This is a genomic window from Bradyrhizobium sp. 41S5 (genome assembly GCF_011516665.3).
Classification (GTDB): domain Bacteria; phylum Pseudomonadota; class Alphaproteobacteria; order Rhizobiales; family Xanthobacteraceae; genus Bradyrhizobium; species Bradyrhizobium quebecense.
The window spans coordinates 5,525,418-5,544,701 of the sequence record NZ_CP083721.1 but is presented as its reverse complement, the minus strand read 5'-3'; the positions used below and the strand labels follow the sequence as shown (position 1 = coordinate 5,544,701).

General features: G+C 63.9%; 16 protein-coding genes and 1 pseudogene. 13 read left to right on the top strand and 4 right to left on the bottom strand.

Going from position 1 to position 19,284, the window contains the following annotated elements:
- Nucleotides 1–54: 54 nt before the first annotated feature.
- Both HAP47_RS26965 and HAP47_RS26960 read right to left on the bottom strand, forming a co-directional pair.
- Nucleotides 55–657, bottom strand: a complete 603-nt coding sequence (locus HAP47_RS26965) for an ANTAR domain-containing response regulator (RefSeq protein ID WP_173642007.1) — start codon at nucleotides 655–657, stop codon at nucleotides 55–57.
- Nucleotides 654–1,817: a transporter substrate-binding domain-containing protein gene (locus HAP47_RS26960; RefSeq protein ID WP_173642008.1), complete on the bottom strand. Its 1,164-nt coding sequence runs from the start codon at nucleotides 1,815–1,817 to the stop codon at nucleotides 654–656. Before HAP47_RS26960 ends, HAP47_RS26965 begins: the two co-directional genes overlap by 4 nt.
- Nucleotides 1,818–2,246: 429 nt before the next feature.
- Here HAP47_RS26960 and HAP47_RS26955 point away from each other — a divergent pair, with 429 nt between their 5' ends.
- The 9 genes and pseudogenes from HAP47_RS26955 to HAP47_RS26915 all read left to right on the top strand — a co-directional run bounded on the left by HAP47_RS26955 (nucleotide 2,247) and on the right by HAP47_RS26915 (nucleotide 11,647).
- The gene (locus HAP47_RS26955) at nucleotides 2,247–3,647 is read left to right on the top strand and encodes an amidase (RefSeq protein WP_173642009.1); all 1,401 of its coding nucleotides are present in this window, start codon (nucleotides 2,247–2,249) and stop codon (nucleotides 3,645–3,647) included.
- Nucleotides 3,648–3,664: 17 nt separating this feature from the next.
- Nucleotides 3,665–4,660 carry an acetamidase/formamidase family protein gene (locus tag HAP47_RS26950; RefSeq protein ID WP_173642010.1) on the top strand — a complete coding sequence of 332 codons (996 nt, stop codon included), beginning with the start codon at nucleotides 3,665–3,667 and terminating at the stop codon, nucleotides 4,658–4,660.
- Nucleotides 4,661–4,718: 58 nt separating this feature from the next.
- Complete coding sequence (locus HAP47_RS26945) at nucleotides 4,719–5,933, top strand: urea ABC transporter substrate-binding protein (protein ID WP_173642011.1); 1,215 nt, start codon at nucleotides 4,719–4,721, stop codon at nucleotides 5,931–5,933.
- A 94-nt stretch (nucleotides 5,934–6,027) separates the two neighbouring features.
- Nucleotides 6,028–6,893 (top strand): annotated as a pseudogene (locus tag HAP47_RS26940) (ABC transporter permease subunit).
- Nucleotides 6,894–6,906: 13 nt separating this feature from the next.
- On the top strand, nucleotides 6,907–7,980 hold the full coding sequence (locus HAP47_RS26935; protein WP_173642012.1) for a branched-chain amino acid ABC transporter permease: 1,074 nt from the start codon (nucleotides 6,907–6,909) through the stop codon (nucleotides 7,978–7,980).
- A 3-nt stretch (nucleotides 7,981–7,983) separates the two neighbouring features.
- Nucleotides 7,984–8,703: an ABC transporter ATP-binding protein gene (locus tag HAP47_RS26930; RefSeq protein WP_173642013.1), complete on the top strand. Its 720-nt coding sequence runs from the start codon at nucleotides 7,984–7,986 to the stop codon at nucleotides 8,701–8,703.
- Complete coding sequence (locus HAP47_RS26925) at nucleotides 8,693–9,403, top strand: ABC transporter ATP-binding protein (protein WP_173642014.1); 711 nt, start codon at nucleotides 8,693–8,695, stop codon at nucleotides 9,401–9,403. The genes HAP47_RS26930 and HAP47_RS26925 overlap by 11 nt, the downstream gene beginning before the upstream one ends.
- Nucleotides 9,404–9,465: 62 nt before the next feature.
- Complete coding sequence (locus HAP47_RS26920) at nucleotides 9,466–10,227, top strand: SDR family NAD(P)-dependent oxidoreductase (protein WP_173642015.1); 762 nt, start codon at nucleotides 9,466–9,468, stop codon at nucleotides 10,225–10,227.
- Between the two features lie 16 nt (nucleotides 10,228–10,243).
- Nucleotides 10,244–11,647 (top strand): amidase, encoded by a 1,404-nt coding sequence (locus tag HAP47_RS26915; protein ID WP_173642016.1) that lies wholly within the window; start codon nucleotides 10,244–10,246, stop codon nucleotides 11,645–11,647.
- A 33-nt stretch (nucleotides 11,648–11,680) separates the two neighbouring features.
- On the opposite strand, the gene HAP47_RS26910 is transcribed toward HAP47_RS26915, so the two are convergent.
- Nucleotides 11,681–12,883, bottom strand: a complete 1,203-nt coding sequence (locus tag HAP47_RS26910) for a serine hydrolase domain-containing protein (protein ID WP_173642017.1) — start codon at nucleotides 12,881–12,883, stop codon at nucleotides 11,681–11,683.
- Between the two features lie 222 nt (nucleotides 12,884–13,105).
- Between HAP47_RS26910 and HAP47_RS26905 the strand changes: the two genes are divergently transcribed.
- Complete coding sequence (locus HAP47_RS26905; protein ID WP_173642018.1) at nucleotides 13,106–13,780, top strand: helix-turn-helix transcriptional regulator; 675 nt, start codon at nucleotides 13,106–13,108, stop codon at nucleotides 13,778–13,780.
- 942 nt (nucleotides 13,781–14,722) lie between these two features.
- On the opposite strand, the gene HAP47_RS26900 is transcribed toward HAP47_RS26905, so the two are convergent.
- Nucleotides 14,723–15,646 carry a D-alanyl-D-alanine carboxypeptidase family protein gene (locus tag HAP47_RS26900; RefSeq protein ID WP_231168410.1) on the bottom strand — a complete coding sequence of 308 codons (924 nt, stop codon included), beginning with the start codon at nucleotides 15,644–15,646 and terminating at the stop codon, nucleotides 14,723–14,725.
- Between the two features lie 393 nt (nucleotides 15,647–16,039).
- Between HAP47_RS26900 and HAP47_RS26895 the strand changes: the two genes are divergently transcribed.
- The 3 genes from HAP47_RS26895 (at nucleotide 16,040) to HAP47_RS26885 (ending at nucleotide 19,262) form a co-directional block, all read left to right on the top strand.
- Nucleotides 16,040–16,258, top strand: a complete 219-nt coding sequence (locus HAP47_RS26895; RefSeq protein WP_173642020.1) for a hypothetical protein — start codon at nucleotides 16,040–16,042, stop codon at nucleotides 16,256–16,258.
- A 248-nt stretch (nucleotides 16,259–16,506) separates the two neighbouring features.
- A complete protein-coding gene (locus tag HAP47_RS26890; RefSeq protein WP_173642021.1) occupies nucleotides 16,507–18,174 on the top strand; it encodes an amidohydrolase in 1,668 nt (555 codons plus the stop codon).
- Nucleotides 18,174–19,262: a CobW family GTP-binding protein gene (locus tag HAP47_RS26885; protein WP_173642022.1), complete on the top strand. Its 1,089-nt coding sequence runs from the start codon at nucleotides 18,174–18,176 to the stop codon at nucleotides 19,260–19,262. The genes HAP47_RS26890 and HAP47_RS26885 overlap by 1 nt, the downstream gene beginning before the upstream one ends.
- Nucleotides 19,263–19,284: the final 22 nt, after the last annotated feature.

The window sequence follows — 19,284 nt, the reverse complement described above, 5'->3', positions numbered from 1 at the left end:
ATCGCTTCACGGACTCGTCGTGCCCGATCTTGAGCCGGGTAGCGGCGATACCGGCTAACCGCCGGCCGCTCGGGGCAGGGAGCCTTTCGCGGTGATCTCGGCCGAGAGCTCCTCGATGGTCTTGCGCTGCTCCATGGCGGCGCGCCGGATCAGCGCAAAGGCGGCCGGCTCGGCGAGTGCATGGGTGTGCATAACCTGAAGGACGGCGGCGAGCACGACGCGGCGGGATCGAAGGCGCTGTTCGAGCTTGAGCACCTGCTGCTTCAGCTCGTTGGTGCGCTCGCTTCGCTCGAAGGCCAGGACGAGGGCGGCATAGATGCCGGCCGAGCGCAGCGGCTTGACCAGGAACGAGGCCGGATCGAGGTCGAGCACCAGCTTCAGGCGGCTCGGCGTCTCGGTGCCGAGCAGGGCGATGACCGGGCTTCGTCCCAGCGACGCGCGCTGCGCCGGCGAGGTGAGCGGCAGGAACTCGTCGTCGATCAGCGTCACGTCCGGCCGGCAGTCGATATCGGCGCCGCCATCCCAGCTCGGCTCCCATGTCACGATGTCGATCCCGAGACGCTCGAACTGGCGCCTGACGATGGTGGCGTCGCGCTCGTCCTTGATGGCGACGAGCGCCTTGCGCCCGCGCAGAGAAAATGACGACGGCTTGCTCATTTCACAACCCGCAAATGCGGCGCATTCGGCAACGTTCCATCCCTTGCGGGGCCGGCGGCGATGTCGAGCTGCGCCAGATAAGGATCCGGCTTAACCGGAGCTTCAGCTTCCCAGAAGATGTCAAACTGTCCGTCGGCATTGGAGACGGCGAGCCGCGGCGTCAGGACGCAGTGGTTGTTGCTGCCGTCGATCCAGACCGGACCCTGCGGCGAATTGTAGCGATGGCCGGCCGCGGCGCGCCGTACCTCGCCGATATCGGACGTGCCGGCGCGTTGCAGCGCGCGGGCCAGCAGATAGACCGCGACATAGGCGGATTGCCCGTCCACCGACGGACTGCTGTGCTCGCCGTGACGCGCCTTCCAGCGCGCGACGAAGGCCTGGTTCTCGGGCAGGCGAATGCTTTCGAAATAGGCCGACGACGTGATGCAGCCGGCCGATGCGGGACCTGCGATCTTGAGCTCGGGCTCACACAGACTGCAGCTCAGCAGCGGGATGTCGAGACCCGCAGCAAGGGTTGCGGCATGAAACGCACGGATGAAATCATAGCTCGAACTGCCGACCAGCGTGTTGAAGACAACCGGCGGCCGGCGCCGCACGATTTCGTCGACGATATGCGTGACCGCGCTTTCACCGAGCTCGAGCAGCCGTTCCGCGAGAATCTTTCCGCGTGCCGCCGTCACCAGTTCGCGGGTGACGCGATTGGTTTCCCAGGTCCAGACATAGTTGGAGCCGACGCAGAAAATCTCGCGCGACAGATTGTCGAGCACATAGCGCACCAGCGGCAGCACGTTGTGATTGGGCGAGGCGCCGACATAGATGACGTTGTCGGAGCATTCGAACCCCTCGTAGCGCGCCGGATACCAGAGCAGGCGGTCGGTGCGCTCGACGATCGGGAGCACCTGCTTGCGCGAGGCCGAGGTGTAGCAGCCGATGATGTGCTCGACCCCGACATTGCGAATGAGATCGTCGCAGACCGTATGATATTCCGAAACGATGCCGCGGGGATCGCGGACATGCGCCGATATCGCGAAGTCGAACTCGTCCTGCTCGTTGATTTCGTCGACCGCCATCATGGCGCTCTTGAGGATCTCGCGCCCCATGGCCTGATAGGGCCCGTGCTGCGAGCAGATAATGCCAACGGGAATGGACGGCTTTGTCATCGACGACTTTCAGTGCAACTCATGCAGGAAACCATCTTCGCAGAGACCGGTGCAAGAGGTCATGCCGATTTGCTGCGCAGCACCTCGCGAAATTTGTGCAGCCGGCCTCGTTGACAACGCGCTGCACACCTCCTTAGAATTTTCTCCCACAGGGCTTCCTGTCGAACCTTGCGCGCGTCGATTTGGCCGATGACGTCCCGATCGCCGCGCAGAGTGCTCCGTTCGATCCCGGACCCACGCGATAGTTCATAGCCGCGGCATTTGGGCCATTCGTCACCTTCGTTTGGAGGGGCGGGTGGCTTTTTGCTTTTGCCGCCAAACAAATTGGCGACACATCCGTGTCGCCAAGCCGGAGGCGCATGCGCGGTGATGGGCAGTGCCTGCGCTTGCGTCGTGCCAAGTGCAGGCCAAGTGCGGGGATGAGAAACGATGCCGACGACGGATATTCACTATCTCGGGCTCATTGAGGTCGGGCAGCAAATCCAGGCCAAAAAGCTCTCGCCGGTCGAAGTGACGAGAGCGATGCTCGGGCGGATCGAGCAGCTCGACGGCAAGCTGAAGAGCTACGCTTATGTGATGGGCGACGCAGCGCTCGCCCAAGCCGCGGCAGCCGAAAAGGAGATCGCCTCCGGCAAGATCAAGGGGCCGCTGCACGGCGTGCCGATCGCCGTCAAGGATTTGTGCTGGGTCAAGGGCGCGCCGGCCGCGCACGGCATGACCATTCATCGCGACTTCCGTCCGAGTGAGGATGCCACCGTGGTCGCGCGGCTGAAGGACGCCGGCGCTGTTATCCTCGGCAAGCTGCAGCAGACCGAGGGCGCCTATGCCGATCATCACCCGAAGATCGATCCGCCGAAGAATCCGTGGAATGCCGATCTGTGGTCCGGCGCATCGTCGAGCGGTTCCGGCGTCGCCACCGCGGCGGGGCTTTGCTTCGGTTCGCTGGGAACCGACACGGGCGGGTCGATCCGCTTTCCCTCAGCCGCCAACGGCATCACCGGGTTGAAGCCGACCTGGGGACGCGTCAGCCGTTACGGCGCTTTCGAGCTCGCCGCAACGCTGGATCACATCGGTCCGATGGCGCGCAGCGCGGCCGATTGCGGCGCGATCTTGGCCGTGATCGCGGGCCAGGATCCCAAGGACACCACGTCCGTGCCGCTGGCCGTGCCGGACTATCTCGCTGGTTTGTCCGGAGACTTGCGCGGCGTGACGATCGGGGTCGATCGGCGCTGGACCAGCGAGGGCACCGACGAGGCTGCCGGCAAGGTGCTCGGCGAAGGTCTGCGTATTGCTGCCGATCTGGGCGCGAAGATCAAGGAGATTACCTTCCCCGATCCGAAGGCGGTCATCGAGGACTGGTTCCCGCTGTGCGGCATCGAAGTGGCCGTCGCGCATGAGGAGACTTATCCGGCACGCAAGGACGAATATGGTCCGGCGCTCGCCGGCCTGCTCGATCTCGGCCGCGCGCAATCCGGCATGGACTATCAGAAGATCGTGCTGCGGCGCGAGGCGTTTCGCGGCGCCGTGCGACTGCTGTTCGAGACGGTCGATCTCATCGCGGTCCCGGCCCAGGCGTTCGCTGCGCCGACATTGGCCAAGATGGCGGCACTCGGTGAGGACCCGTCGCTGATTACCGGGCTGCTGCGCTTCACCTGTCCATTCGACATGACCGGCAGCCCGACCGTGACGCTTCCCGGCGGCTTCGCGCCGAACGGCGGTCCGGTCGCGTTCCAGTTTGTCGGCCGTCATTTCGACGAGGCAAGTCTCGTCCGTGCCGGTGATGCCTTCCAGCGCGCCACCGACTGGCACAAGCGCCATCCCGCGATCTGAGTTGAGGAGCCGTTCGCATGACCGAAGACTGGTTGAAGAGTTCCATCATGGCCAAGCGGGCCGTCGCCAAGGGCGCGACGGGCACGACCCATAGTTTGACGATCGAGCAACAGGGTAGCTTCCATTACGTCTATGGACCTTATGCCAAGCCGACCCTGTCGATCGATCCGGGCGGGGTGGTCGTCGTCGAGACTGAGGATGCCTTCGGCGGCGTGCTCACCAGCGAAAGCGACAGCCCGACGGCGAAGCTGAACTTCCCTTATCTCAACCCGCAATGCGGGCCGATCGCGGTGAAGGGCGCCAGGAAGGGCGATTGCCTCGCCGTCTATATCCGCGACGTCGAGACCCGCGGCGCGCAGCCGGCAGGCACCACCTGCATCATCCCGGAGTTCGGCGGCCTGGTCGGGACCGCATCCACGGCGCTGCTCAATCCGCCGCTGCCGGAGCGCGTCAAGAAGCTGCACGTCGACCGCAACGGCGTGCGCTGGAGCGACAAGATCACGCTGCCCTATGAGCCGTTCATCGGAACGATCGGCGTGTCGCCCGAAATCGAGGCGATCTCCTCGCTGCAGCCCGACTATCACGGCGGCAACATGGATCTGCCTGACGTCGCGCCTGGCTCGATCATCTATTTTCCGGTGCATACCGAAGGCGGGCTGCTCTATGTCGGCGACTGCCACGCCACGCAGGGCGACGGCGAACTTTCTGGCGTCGCGCTCGAGCAGCGCGCCACCGTGACGCTGCAGATCGATCTGATCAAGAACTGGAGCTTCGCCTGGCCGCGGCTCGAGACGCGCGACTTCATCATGACGATCGGCAGCGCGCGGCCGCTCGAGGACGCGGCGCGGATCGCCTATCGCGAGCTCGTGCGGTGGATGAGCGCGGATTACGGCTTCGACGAGATCGACGCCTACATGCTGCTCAGCCAGGCCGGCCGCATGCGGCTCGGCAACATGGTCGACCCCAAATACACGATGGGGGCGTCGATCCTGAAGAATTACCTCAAGGCGTGACTTCCAACACCTTTCAACGACAGGAAACATCGCGATGAATTCGGGGCGTATAGTCGGAATGGCTTTGCTTGGTGCCGTACTCGGGACGGCTGTCATTGGTGCTGCTCAGGCGGCCGACCCGCCATTGAAGGTCGGCCTGCTGGAGGACGTCTCCGGCGACCTCGCCTTCATGGGCATGCCGAAGCTGCACGGCTCGCAGCTCGCGGTCGAGGAGATCAACAAGAGCGGCGGCATTCTCGGACGCCAGATCGAGCTGATTCACCTTGATCCCCAAGGTGACAATGCCCGCTATCAGGAGTTCGGCCGAAGGCTGCTCAACCGCGACAAGGTCGATGTGCTGATCGGCGGCATCACGTCGGCTTCGCGCGAGGCATTGCGCCCGATCGTCGATCGCACCACCACGCCGTACTTCTACACGAACCAGTATGAGGGCGGCGTCTGCGATGCCTCCATGGTCAGCATGGGCGCGGTGCCGGAGCAGCAATTCTCGACCCTGATCCCATGGATGGTCCAGAAGTTCGGCAAGAAAGTCTACGTCATCGCCGCAGACTATAATTTCGGCCAGATCTCGGCGGAGTGGAACCGCAAGATCATGAAGGACCTCGGCGGCGAGGTGGTGGGCGAGGAGTTCATCCCGCTCGGCGTATCGCAATTCGCGCAGACGATCCAGAACATCCAGAAGGCGAAGCCGGACTGGCTGCTGACGATCAATGTCGGCGCCGCGCAGGACTCGTTCTTCGAGCAGGCGGCCGCCGCCAACCTCAATTTGCCGATGGGGTCCTCGATCAAGATCATGCTCGGATTCGAGCATAAGCGGTTCAAGCCGCCGGCGCTCAACAACATGCATGCGACCGCGAACTGGTTCGAGGAGATCGACACCCCCGAAGCCAACGACTTCAAGAAGCGCTGGCACGCCAAGTTCCCTGACGAGCTCTACATCAACGACATGGGCTACAATGCCTATAACGCGCTCTACATGTACAAGACTCTGGTCGAGAAGGCGAAGTCGACCAAGCTCGAGGACATGCGCAAGGTGATCGCGACCGGTGATGCCTGCATCGACGCACCCGAGGGCAAGGTCTGCATCGATCCGAAGAGCCAGCATACGTCGCACCGCATGCGCCTGATCTCGGTCGGACCCAAGCATGAGGTGACCGTTGAGAAGGACTACGGGACGATCCAGCCATACTGGCTCGGCGAGATCGGCTGCGACCTCACCAAGAAGAACGACAAGGATCAGTACACGCCGAGTCATCTTCCCAGCAAATCGTGATGCAAGCGGGCACGTATCTTGCTCGTGCTTTGCATCATGGCTTTGAAGCGAACCGGCGCCGCAATGATGCGGCGCCGTGATCACGGAGAGTGGAATGTCGGCTGAATTCTTCTCGGTGTTCTATCAGTTCGCCGACGTCTTCGCGTTCCTGATCCTGTCGGCGGCGGGACTTGCCATCGTGTTCGGCATGATGGGCGTCATCAACATGGCGCATGGCGAGTTCATCATGTGCGGGGCCTATGTGACGGTCGGGCTCGTGAATTCGGTGTGCCGCTCCCGATCGCGCAGATCCTGGCCGCGCTGACCGCGGGGATCATCGGCATGATCGTCGAGTACCTCGTCGTGCGGCGCTTCTACAAGCGTCCGCTCGACTCGCTGCTCGCCACCTGGGGCCTCAGCCTGATCGTGACGCAGTCGATGCTGCTGATCGTAGGCTCGGCCGTGCGGGGCATCGGCACGCCGGAAGGAAGCTTCGCGATCGGAGGCTACACGTTCTCGACCTATCGCCTCGTGCTGTTCGGCTGTGCGGTTGCCGTGCTGGCCGGGCTCTACATCGTCTTCATGAAGACGCGCTTTGGCGTGATCGCGCGCGCAACGATGCAGAACGCGGCAATGGCGAAGGCGCTCGGCGCGCGTACGGGACGCATCTATTCCATCAGCTTCGGGATCGGCACGGCGCTCGCGGGACTCTGCGGTGCGCTCTACGCGCCGACCATGACGCTGATCCCGACCATGGGCGCGACCTTCGTGGTCGAGAGCTTTGTCACCGTCGTGATCGGCGGCGCCAATGTCCTGCTCGGGACCGCGCCGGCTGCGGTGTTCCTGGCGATGATCAGGATGGCGCTCAATGCGAGCTACGGGCAGATCATCGGGCAGATCGGCATGCTGTTTGCTGTGATCCTGATCATACGGGTGCTGCCTGAAGGGCTATCCAGCGTGCTGGTTCGTCGTGGGCGCTAGACGGGAATTTCTGATGTTGAAGCTGCTCGACGGTCCGCAGACGCTCGGACGCGGAAAGATCTTCTGGTCCTGCTTTGTTGCCGTGCTGGCGGGCACGCTGATCTATCCGCTGTTCGCCGACTCCTATGATGTCGGCAACTTTGCCTACTTCCTGATCTGGATCTTCATGGCGCTCGGGCTCTGCCTGATGTGGGGCTACGGCGGCATGCTGTCGTTCGGCCAGACCTTCTTCTTCGGCATCGCCGGCTACGGCTATGGCGTGCTCGCCATCAACATGGGCGGGGGAACGGCCACGATCGCCGCGCTCGTGCTCTCGGTTGTTATCGCGATGATGGCGGCGGGGGTCCTCGGCTATTTCATGATCTGGGGTGGGATCAGCGGGATTTTCTTCGGCATCGTGACGCTGTCGGCGACGCTGGTGCTGGCCTTCTTCCTCGGGCAGACCGCCGGGCCGGAATGGCATATCGGTCCGGCGCGGCTGAACGGCTTCAACGGCATGAAGGGGATGGACCCGCTCACCGTGGGCAATTTCGACATCGAAGGATCGGCGCTCTACTACCTCATGGTCGCGCTGATCGTGATCGTCTACGTGGCGCTCCGCATGCTGGTGAACTCGAGCATCGGCAACGTGATCGTGGCGACGCGCGAGAATCCGCAGCGCGCCGAGATGCTCGGCTACGACGTCCGCAAGTACCAACTCCTGACCTTCGTGATCGGCAGCGGCCTCGCGGGCCTCAGCGGCGCGCTGTACACGTCCTGGGGGCAGTTCATCACGCCGTCCAGCATCGGCCTGCCGGCGGCGGCGATGCCGATCGTGTGGGTGGCGTTCTCCGGACGCAATGATCTCACCGCGACCCTGGTCGGATCGTTCCTGCTGCTGTTCGGCTTCCAGACCATCACGGTCTATAGCCAGCAAGCGGCACTGGTGTTGATGGGCGTGCTTCTGCTCGCCACCGTGATGCTGGCGCCGCAGGGCTTTGTCCTCGGCATCGGCAAGCTCGTTGTCGATTGGTGGACCAGGCGCCGGCGGCGCGACGAGGCCCCTGCGCTGGCGGGCGCCAGCCGTCTGCAATCGGATGAGACCTGATCCATGGCGCTGGTCGATGTAAAAGGTGTCTCCAAACGCTTCGGTGGATTGACCGCCGTCTCCGAGGTCGACCTGACGGTCAATGCCGGCGAAGTCCACTGTCTGATCGGGCCCAACGGAGCCGGGAAGAGCACGCTGTTCAAGCTGATCGTCGGCCTCTATCCGCCGACCACCGGCAGCATCTTCTTCGACTCCGTCGATATCACCGCGGAGCGACCTTACGCGCGTGTGCAGCGCGGCATGAGCATCAAGATGCAGGCGCCGAGCGTGTTCAAGGAATTGCCGGTGCGCCAGAACATCCAGATCGCGCTGCAGGAGCGGCTTTCGGGCGCGGAATGCCGGGTTGAGGAGGAACGGCTGCTGGCGCTGCTCAATCTGGCTGATGATAGCGGCAAGCTTGCCGGTGCGCTGTCGCACGGCCAGCAGCAATGGCTGGAGATCGGGATGGCGTTGGCATTGCAACCGCAGCTCTTGCTGCTGGACGAGCCGACCGCCGGCATGTCGCCGGAAGAGACCTACAAGACCGGCGAACTGATCAAGTCGTTCAATGCCGAGGGCATGACGGTTCTTGTCGTCGAGCACGACATGGCGTTCGTGCGTCAGGTCGCCCAGCGCGTCACCGTTCTGCATCTTGGCAAGATCTTCGCGCGCGGCAGCTTAGAGGCGATCCTGGAAGACGAGAAGGTCGCGGAAATCTATTTGGGTAAGACCCATGCCCATTGATCGCATCCTGGACGTATCGGGACTTTGGGCGGGCTACGGCGCGACGCCGATCCTGCAGGGCGTCAGCATGTCGGTCTCGCGCGGCGAGATCGTCGGCGTGATCGGCCGCAATGGCGTCGGCAAGTCGACCCTGATGCGGTGCCTGATCGGGCTGCTGCAATCCTGGCGCGGCACCATCACCTTCATGGATCAGGATGTCACGGAGCTCGAGGCCGATGCGCGAGCGCGTGCCGGCTTCGGCTACATCCCGCAGGGCCGCGATGTCTTCCCGCAGATGAGCGTCGAGGAGAACCTGCAGGTCGGTGAACTGATCGGCGGAACCGATGGAAAGAAGCTGCCGGAACTCGTGTATGAATATTTCCCGCGCCTGAAGGAGCGCCGGCGGCAGATCGCCGGCACCATGTCGGGCGGCGAGCAGCAGCAGCTTGCGATCGGCCGCGCGCTGATCGGCAATCCGTCGTTGATGATCCTCGACGAGCCGTCCGAGGGCATCCAGCCCTCGATCGTGCAGCACATCTGCGAGGCGCTGCAATCGTTCCAAGCCGAGCTCGGGACCACGATCATCTTCGTGGAGCAGAACCTTGACACCATCCTGGCGATCGCCCAGCGCTGCTACATCATGGAGAAGGGCAAGATCACGCGATCGCTGGCCGGTGAGGAGGTTAACGCGGACAATGTTCGCGCGCAGCTGCTGCTTTGATCGGCCACGCCATGTGGTGAGGAAGTAGCGTTCCATAATCGATAACAACGGAGGGAATGGATATGGATCTGGGACTCAAGGGAGCAAAGGTTCTCGTGACTGGCAGCACCAGGGGGATCGGGCGCGCGATCGCCGATACGTTCGCGGCCGAGGGTGCTAATGTCGGCATCTGCGCGCGCAATCAGGCGGATGTCGACACTGCGATTACCGCGATCAAGGCCAAGGGCGTTGCGGCGTTCGGCGGTGCCGTCGACGTCTCGAACGGACCGGCGCTGAAGGCCTGGGTCGCCGACATGGCTGGAAAGCTCGGCGGCATCGATGTCGTGGTCGCCAATGTCAGCGCGCTGTCGATCGGGCAGGACGAGGAGAGCTGGGAGAAGGAATTCTCCACCGACATGATGGGGACGGTGCGCCTCGTCAACGCGGCGATGCCCTATCTCGAGAAAAGCGCGGCGGCGGCGATCGTCACGATCTCCAGCGTGTCGGGGCGCGAGGTCGATTTTGCCAGCGGTCCCTACGGGACGTTCAAGGCCGCGATCATCCACTACACGCAGGGCCTCGCCTACCAGCTCGCGGCCAAGGGCATCCGGGCCAATTCGGTGTCGCCGGGCAACACCTATTTCGAGGGCGGCGTCTGGAACATGATCAAGGACGGCAATCCCGAACTCTACAAGACCGCGCTGGCGCTCAACCCGACCGGCCGGATGGGCACGCCGCAGGAGATGGCGAATGCCGTCGTGTTCCTTGCGAGCAAGGCGGCGAGCTTCATCACCGGGACCAACCTCGTCGTGGACGGCGCCCTGACGCGCGGTGTCCAGTTCTAGCCGGGGCCACAACGACATGTCAGCGGATCCATTGCACTACAAGTCCATCACCGAGATCTCCGGGCTCATCCGCCGTGGCGAGGCGAAGGCCTCGGAGATCGCGGAGGCACTCCTCGGCCGGATCGCGAAGCTCGATGGGCAGTTTCATGGCTACGCGCTCGTCCTGGCGGAGCGCGCCATGGCGCAGGCGAAGCAGCGCGACGCGGAGATTGCCAAGGGCATCTGGCGCGGCCCGCTGCATGGCGTTCCGATCGGGCTGAAGGACCTCTGCTACACGACGTTTGCACCGACCGCCGGCGGCACGACAATCCATGCGAAGTTCGTGCCGTCCTTCAATGCCACGATCGTGGATCGGCTCGAAGTCGCCGGCGCGGTCACGCTCGGCAAGCTCAAGATGACGGAGGGCGCTTATACCAGCCATCATCCGGCGGACCAGGCCCCGCTCAATCCGTGGAATGTGAACTACTGGGTCGGCTCGTCGTCGACCGGGTCGGGCGTCGCGACCTCGGCGGGGCTCTGCTACGGCTCGATCGGCAGCGACACCGGCGGCTCGATCAGGTTTCCGTCGGCGACCTGCGGCCTGACCGGCATCAAGCCGACCTGGGGCCGTGTCAGCCGCCACGGCATCTTCCCGCTGGCGGACTCGCTCGATCACGTCGGACCGATGTGCCGCAGCGCTGCCGACGCCGGAGCAATGCTCGGCATCATCGCCGGCGCGGATGCCAACGATCCGACCGCCTTGCGCGCGCCGGTGCCGAACTATCTGGCCGGCGTCGGCGAGAGCATCCGCGGCTTGAGGATCGGCGTCGATCGCAGGTACACCCAGGAGGGAATCGATCGGCAGGTCGTCGCCGCCCTGGTGCAGGCCGAGCGCACGCTGGTCGATCTCGGCGCCGACATCCGCGAGGTGCATTTCCCGCCCTATCAGAAGCTCGTCAGCCAGTGGATTGCGATGTGCTCGGTGGAGACGGCGGAGGCGCATCTGGACACCTATCCGTCGCGGAAGTCGGAATATGGTCCGGACCTCGCCCAGCTGATCGAGCAGGGCAGGGCGACGAGCGGTGTCGACATCGCGGCGATCCATCACGAGCGCCTGAAGTTCGTAGGTAGCCTCGCTGTGATGTTCGAGGATATCGATCTCTTGCTGATCCCGACAATGCCGGTGCCGATCCCGACGCTCACCAAGATGAGCGAATACGGCGCCGATCCCAGCGTCCTCCTGAACATTCTGCGCTTCACGGCGGTGTTCGACTTCTCGGGCAGCCCGACCATCACGCTGCCGATGGGCATGGCGTCGGACCAGATGCCGCTCAGCATGCAACTGGTCGGCCCTCATCTCGCCGAGGACGTGCTGGTCCGCGCCGGAGCCGCATTCCAATCGGTGACGGACTGGCATACGCGGCGGCCGCCGATCGATTAGCGCGTCGTCGTTGACTCCCCCGGTCGCGCTTTATCAGGCCTTGCCGGTAAGCTTGGCTGCGATCGCACGGTAGCCGCGCATCCACATGTGATCGAGATCGAGATCCATCGGCAGCGGCTGCGAGGAGACGCGCGCGATCACGGTCTCGTTGGCCGGATCGATGTAGATCCACTGGCCATGGATGCCGACCGCGGCGAACGGGGTTTCGTTGCGATCGATCGTGTACCACTTGTTGCGGTAGTTGCCGTTCGGAAACACCTTGGTCAGGTCGCCGCACGACCAGGCCTCGGCATTGCCGTTTTGCCTGATGTCGTCGACCCACCAGCCGGGCACCACCTGCCGTCCGTTGCTGATGCCGTGGTTGCGCATCATCTCGCCGAAGCGGGCGAGATCGCGCAGTGTCGCGCAGATGCCGCCGGCGACGCGGGCCGCGCCGCGCGAGTCGACGGCGATGTAGGCGTCGTGCTCGGCGCCCATCGGCTGCCACAGATACTGCGCGAGGATCTTCGCGTAGGACATGCCGCAGGCGCGCTCATAGACCCAGCCGAGCACGTCGGTGTTGGTCGAGACGTAGTGGAAGGTTTGCCCATGCGGTGTACCGTTCGGCCGCAGGGTGCGCAGATAGTCGCGTAGGTTGGTCGGCGGCACGGTCGGGTCCGGCGGCTCCCAGCCGGTCGAGCGCCGGTAGTTCATGACGTCACCGTCGCGCGCCATGTAGTCCTCATCGAAGCGGATGCCGACGCTCATGTCGAGCAGATGGCGTACCGTACAGCTGCCGCCATAGACCGATCCCTCCATCTCCGGGATGTAGCGCGTCACCGGCGCGTCGGGATCGAGCTTGCCGTGATCGGCCAGGATGCCGCCAAGCGTTCCGGCCACCGACTTGCTGACCGAAAAAATCAGATGCGGGGTGTCCGGCGCCAGGCCGTGGGCATACCATTCGAAAGCGACCTGTCCGCGGTGCGACACGACGATGCCGTCGGTGTGGCTGGCGCGCAGGGCCTGGCCGACGCCGAGCGTCTCGCCGCGCGGGTTAGCGAAGCTGACGTCGTCGAGATAGCGCGGCGCAAAGGACAGTGGGGCCGGCGTCGAGGCGCGGGCGATGTTGGCGGTGGGCAGCAGTTCGCGGACATTGCGGAATGCCCACTCGCTGAAGGGATGCTGGCGCCAGTTGGCGAGCGTGACTTGTTCGTCGGCCGCCGACGGGAAGGCGGCCATGATGCGACGCGAATTCATTGTTGATCCAATAATGATACCGGGACGTGCAAAAGTTCCGTATAGGTCGCGCCGCTCGCAATCAACCAGATGGTGGAGGTCATGGCCGGGTTACTCCGGCGTAACCGTTTCCGGGATGTGCGCTTGGCCCGCAAATTGCTTGACTACGCCCTGCGTCTGCCCCAGCGTGACGACCATGCGACGCGCAGACGCTCGCCATCGGGAAACATCGGGAGGTAGGTCATGATCGCGCTTCTGGGCCGACCGGATCCGGCAACCACACGGGCCATCCAGTTCGCGCGCGGGATTCTCGAAGGCTCGGCGACTGCGTTCTACGAGGTCGACGGCGATCTGACCCTCAACCGCTTCGTGCTCAGCAGCAACGTTCCGCCGAGCTTCCACGACCAGTATCTTGCCGGCATGAACCGGCTCGATCCGTTGCATCCGCGCTCCGCGAGCAACCGGCCGATCGCCCGGCTGAGCGTCGCCCTCGACCAATGCGCGTCCCAGGAGGCGGCGACCTACCGCGCCTTCGCCGGCCAATGCGGCGTCGCCGACATGATCGAGTTCTTCTTCCGCCGCAACGACCGGATCGTGGCCGGAATGAGCGTGCTCTGGGCGCCGGGCTGCAAGATTCCGGACGGCAGCATGCACATTGCCGAGAAGATCCACGATTACCTCGAGTTCAACCTGACCAGCCGGCTATCCCCGAATCCCGACGAGCCGGCGCGCTACGGACTGACCTCGCGCGAGATGGAAGTGGTCGAGCTGTTGTGCTGCGGCCGCACCAACCGCGAGATCGGCGAGTGCCTGAGCATCGGTCTCGCAACGGTGAAGACGCATTTGATCCATATCTTCGAGAAACTCGGCGTCGAGACCCGCTCCGCCGTCGTCGCGCTGATGTCCCGGCCGCATTGAGGCGCTGGCTCTTTCCTCCCGTCGTCCCGGCGCAGGCCGGGGCCCATACTCCGCGGCGGATGTAGTTGACGGGACTCGTCGTTCCAGCGGTGCATAACAATCGGCATTTGTGGTTAAGGGTCCCGGCCTGCGCCGGGACGACACCGAAGATGTGACGCATTCTGTGAGTCAAGGGTCCGCGCTCTCGCGACATGATTTGTCCGAGCTCTGCATTTCATTTCGTCGCTCTGAGAAGAGAGGGCGCAGGGAAAGCCGGGTGCCGATCGCACCCATGGGCCCCGAGCAAAAGAGCTAAGCTCGGGGGCAGGACCACAGGTGCTAGAGGACACCTGCCACCAGGGCGTCAGGACCACACGACTTCACCGCCTGTCTCATGCGCAATCGTCAGTTGCGCAAATCAACGTCCACCGCATCTCACCGCAACACCGAGACGATGCGCAGCGCCCCTCGATCGGGTGAGGTGCGTCAACCATACACCGAATTGCAATTCCGATAAACCGAATAATTTTGATGGCGAGGGGTTGACACGTGTTTGCTGAGTTGCCCGTCGGTTAGTTTGTCGCATCCCAAATGGGGCGGGACCGTCGCTCCGTGGGCCGAAGCGGCGATCCCTGATCGCGCGATGTGCATGGTCGGGGTGTGGGGTTGACGTCGGCCAATCCGCACGACTGGGGACATAGTAGAATCGACAGTTGCGCGCGACAATTGCCATTCTGAACTAGCTCTGAGTAACAGATCTCGCGGTGAGCAGACTCAGCAGCGCAAAGGTAGTAGCGCGGCGCAGCAACTGCGGTTCCTGGTGGATGAGATTCAGGGGAGAGGCGTAACGTCATGGCTGGAGGCTGGCCGCTACAGTCTCCGAAGCCGCCGTGAGCCCCAGCTCACCCCCTGGGCTGGGGCTCGCCGGAGCGCACCTTCGAAGCGCAGCGACGCGTGCGCCGATCACAGGCGCGAGCTGATTTTCGTTGTCGCAGGCTTCGTCGCTGCCTTTGACTTTGCTCGCGTTTTCACGCCATGGCTGGAAGATGCTGCAATTCGGGTGTGTCGCTTGCCGATCAGCCTGGCGTGGCTTGATGCTGAACGATGAGCTGCGTATTCCTGACCATCGATCGGTGCGAGATGCGCTGGGTCTCCATTCAAATATGGACGTCCGACTCCGAACTGCTTTTCGTGTTCGTCGATCCATTTCCATAATCGCTTGGTCTCGATTACGCGCTCGTCCTTGCTCCCGCCGTTCATGCTGGTGACGTCTGCGGCGAGCCCGTGACCATAGCCTCCTCGCGAACTGCCACCGTGATAGGACTTGTCATTCGCGGCCTTCAGCCCGCTTGCGATCGATTGGCGATAGTCATCCCGGAATCCGCTTGTAATCCCAGGTGCCAGTCCGGCCTGTTCTGCTGCATGGAGCAAATGGAACAGCTTTCCCTTGAAGGCTCCATCCATCCCTCCGATCACGTAATCCATCAGAGCCATGCCGACTTTGTCTGCTGCTTTGGGGTCCTTCCATCCGAAGTCGTTTTCGACCCGCTTGGGGATGCTGCGAGTGACGGTGATCTGTTTTCCCTTCCGCTTGATCGTTACGTCCTTTTTCTCGTACACGACGATCCAGTCGGTCTTCGGTGCTCGCGTGTAAAGTGCTCCAAGGAACCGGTCGATGCATGCCTCGGCAACAAAGCACTCGTCAAGGACCAAGACTGAATCAATATTGTCTGGGGTGACCGTGAGCGGGTCGGCAACGTTGGCCGTCCGAGATGCTTGCTCGGATTGTTCCTCGGTTTCCGTCGTTGGCAGAGCCTCGGGGCTCGCTCGGTCCGCACTTGGCGGCGCGCTCCGAGCATCGGCTTGAGCCGACGATTCGGATGCCATCACCTGTGGGCCCGACCCTTCCGTAGGCGACGCCGCGTGCACATCGAAAACGACGACACTGCATGACAGTGTGATCAGAGGCGCGGCAATGCGTAACCAACCAGCCCCGCAACCGAACTGATTTCGCCTGGTGCCATGAACCTCTTTGCGAGATGACATCCGCATTGGAAATCAAACATGAGCCAAATTGCGTGCCATCGTGCTCTGAGCTTGGCAACCAGTTAACCACCGCAAAATTGGCCGGCGACCCCACAACTACTCAGATAGGTCAAAGCACTCCTCACGCACAGGTTTGACACAGTTTTGCTGCGTTGCCGTCGGATTAATTCGCCGCATTCCGAAAGCGTCGATGCGAGCGACTATGCCGGGCGCATCAGCGGCTGGAACATGCGAATGGACCAGGTGTCGTCGGGAAGGTTTGCCGGACGACTGGTGATGATCCGCCTCCGCGGTCTGGAGATCGTCCGGGAGACGACGACGCAGGCCCTGCTAAAGCAAGGCTCTGCCTCGCCGGATGCGCTCGTCTTCATGCCGCTCGCTGTATCCAACCCCGGATATTACAATGGCCGTCCGCTGGTGTTTCCGCCCAGACGTCCGATGTTCACCAGGTAGCGCACGCGCCGGCGTAGCGCGCGAGACGGCGAGAAAGGGGAGCTGCGTCGATCGCGCGGCCTCCCGACGGCTGCCCGTTTCCGTCTCCTGAATCCGTCAGGCCGTAGCATCCACCGGATGGTGGATTGTTCCGGACGCTGACATGCCGAACCTTTGCCATCATGCCGGCGCCGTACACGGTTCCGACCTGTGCACCGCACAGCGAAGGCTGATCGCTCCGGACTTTTCCAATCGAGAAGTTGATCCGTATGAACAGGACATTCGCCGACACGGTCTTCCGCAACGGCCGGATCTACACGTCGAACCGGGCGCAGCCTTGGGCGGCGTGCGCAGCCGTGAAGGCCGGCCGCTTCATCGCCGTGGGCGAGGAACGCGACGTCGCGGCGCTGGTCGGCGAGGGGACCAAGACCGTCGATCTTGGTGGACGAATGGCGATGCCGGGCATCATCGACATCCACAATCACATCATGATGGGCGGGCAGGCCGATCTCTACGAGCTGCGCTTCTCCAACGCCGACAGCGTGCCAAGGATCGCCGAGACCTTGCACAAGGCTGCCTCGGTGGCTGCGCCCGGCGCCTGGATCGTCGGCGGGCAGTTCGGCAACAATCTCCTGAACGAGATGAACACCGCGGAGTCCTGCGCGCTGCTGGATGCGGCGTGCCTCGGACATCCCGTCGTGCTGCGCGACGACACCTATCACAATCGCTGGGCGAGCTCTGCGGCGCTGCGGCTGGCCGGCGTGCAGGCCGAGACCCCCGATCCGACCGACGGCGAGATCGGCCGCGACCTCAAGACCGGGACGCTGACCGGCATCATGATCGAGGCCGCCTCCGGCCTGGTCGAGCGGGCGCTCGCGGCCTCCGGTCACTACACGGCCGAGATGGACCGCGCGGCGGTGGCGCGTTCGATTTCGGTGCTGAATGCCTATGGCGTCACCGCCTTCATCGACGCCGCCAGCATGCAGCCGATCATGGCGGCGCTGAAGGGGCTCGACGATCGCGGCGAGCTGACCGCCTGGGCGGTCTGCGCGATGCCGGTGGTCGAGCCGGGCTTCATGTTCGGCAAGGCCGGCGAGGAGTTGTTTGCGCTGCGCGAGCAGTATCGCGGCGCGCATGTGAAGCCGGACTATGTGAAGGTGTTCCTCGACGGCGTGCCCGGCGCCAAGACCGCGGCGTTCCACGAGCCTTATGTGGCCGATCCGGTGCGCGGCTGCTGCTTCCGCGGATCGACCATGCTGACCGTACCGGACCTGATCCGCTGGCTCGGGCGCTGCGAGAAGCTCGGCCTGGCCGCGAAGATCCATTGCGCGGGCGATGCCGCGGTGACGCAGGCGCTCGACGCGATCGATGTCGTGCGCAGCTTCAACGGCCCGACCCATCTGGTCCACCAGATCGCGCATGCGAGCTACATCGCGCCCGATGACATCAAGCGCTTCGCCGAGCTCGGCGTCGCGGCCGATCTGTCGCCGATCATCTGGTATCCGACCATCTTCCTCGAGGCGCACAAGGCCGCGATGGGCGAGGAGCGGGCGCAGCGCTTCTGGCCGAACAAGGACTTGAAAGAAGCCGGCGCACTGATGGCCGGCGGCTCGGACTGGCCGGTAATCCCGATTCCCGATCCCTGGCAGGGCATCGAGGGCATGGTGACCCGACAAAATCCCACCGGCGATTTTCCCGGCAAGTCGTTATGGGCCGAGCAGGCGCTCGATCTCGCCACCGTGATCGACATCTACACCATCGACGCCGCGCGGGCGGCCGGCCTCGGCCAATCGATCGGCTCGATCGAGGTCGGCAAGTCGGCCGATCTGATCGTGCTCGACCAGATGATCTTCGACATCCCGCCGGACCAGCTCGCCGACACGCGGGTCGAGATGACCTTCTTCGAAGGCCGCAAGGTCTACCAGCGGGGCGCGTGATGGGCACGGCGAATCAGATTCCGGTCACGGTGCTCACCGGCTTCCTCGGCAGCGGCAAGACCACGGTGCTGAACCATCTGCTGCGCCAGCCGGAGCTCAATGGCGTCGTCGCCATCATCAACGAGTTCGGCGAGGTGGCGCTGGATCATCTGCTGGTCGAGAGCAGCGAGGACCGCCTGGCGCTGCTCGACAATGGCTGCATCTGCTGCTCGGTGCGCGAGGATCTGATCGAGACGCTGACCGATCTCGCCGCCCGCCGCGCCACTGGGGCGATCCCGCCGTTCCACCGCGTGCTGGTCGAGACCACGGGTCTCGCCGATCCCGTGCCGGTGCTGCACACGCTGATGACGGCGCCCGATGTCCTCAGTCGCTACCGGATCGACGGCGTGGTCGCGACCGTCGATGCCGTCAACGGCGCGCGCACCCTCGATACGCACAGCGAAGCCGTCAGGCAGATCGCGGTTGCCGACCGGCTGCTGGTGACCAAGACCGATCTGGCCAGCGAAGATGAATTGTCCCGGCTCGATGCACGGCTCGCGGCGATCAATCCGGTCGCGACGCGCGCGCACGTGCGGAACGGGACGGTCGATCCGGCGAAGGTTCTCGATGCTGGCCTGTTCGATCCGGCGGCGCGCTCTGCCGGTGTCGTGCGCTGGTTCGATCTGGCATCGCAGGCGGCGAATGCGCCGCATCATCACGCCGAGCACGATTGCGATGGCGCAGAGTGCGGCCATCACAGCCACCATGCGCACGACACTGATGTCTCGTCCTACAGCCTGATCATCGACGAGCCGATCCAGCGCGACGCGTTCGCGCGCTGGCTCGATTATGTCGCGGCGCTCAAGGGCGAGGACCTGCTGCGCTTCAAGGCGATCGTGCATGTCGCCGAACAGCCCGATGCGCCGGTCGTAGTGCATGGCGTGCAGCATGTGTTCCATCCGCCGATCACGCTGCAGGGCTGGCCGTCGGCGGACCGGCGTTCGCGGCTGGTCTTCATCGTGCGCGGCATTCCGCGCCAGATCATCGAGAACACCTTGTGCAAGTTCGCAGCAGTGAGCCGTGCGGCGATCCGGCGATCGGCGGCCTAGGCAGGATTCACTTCAGACAATT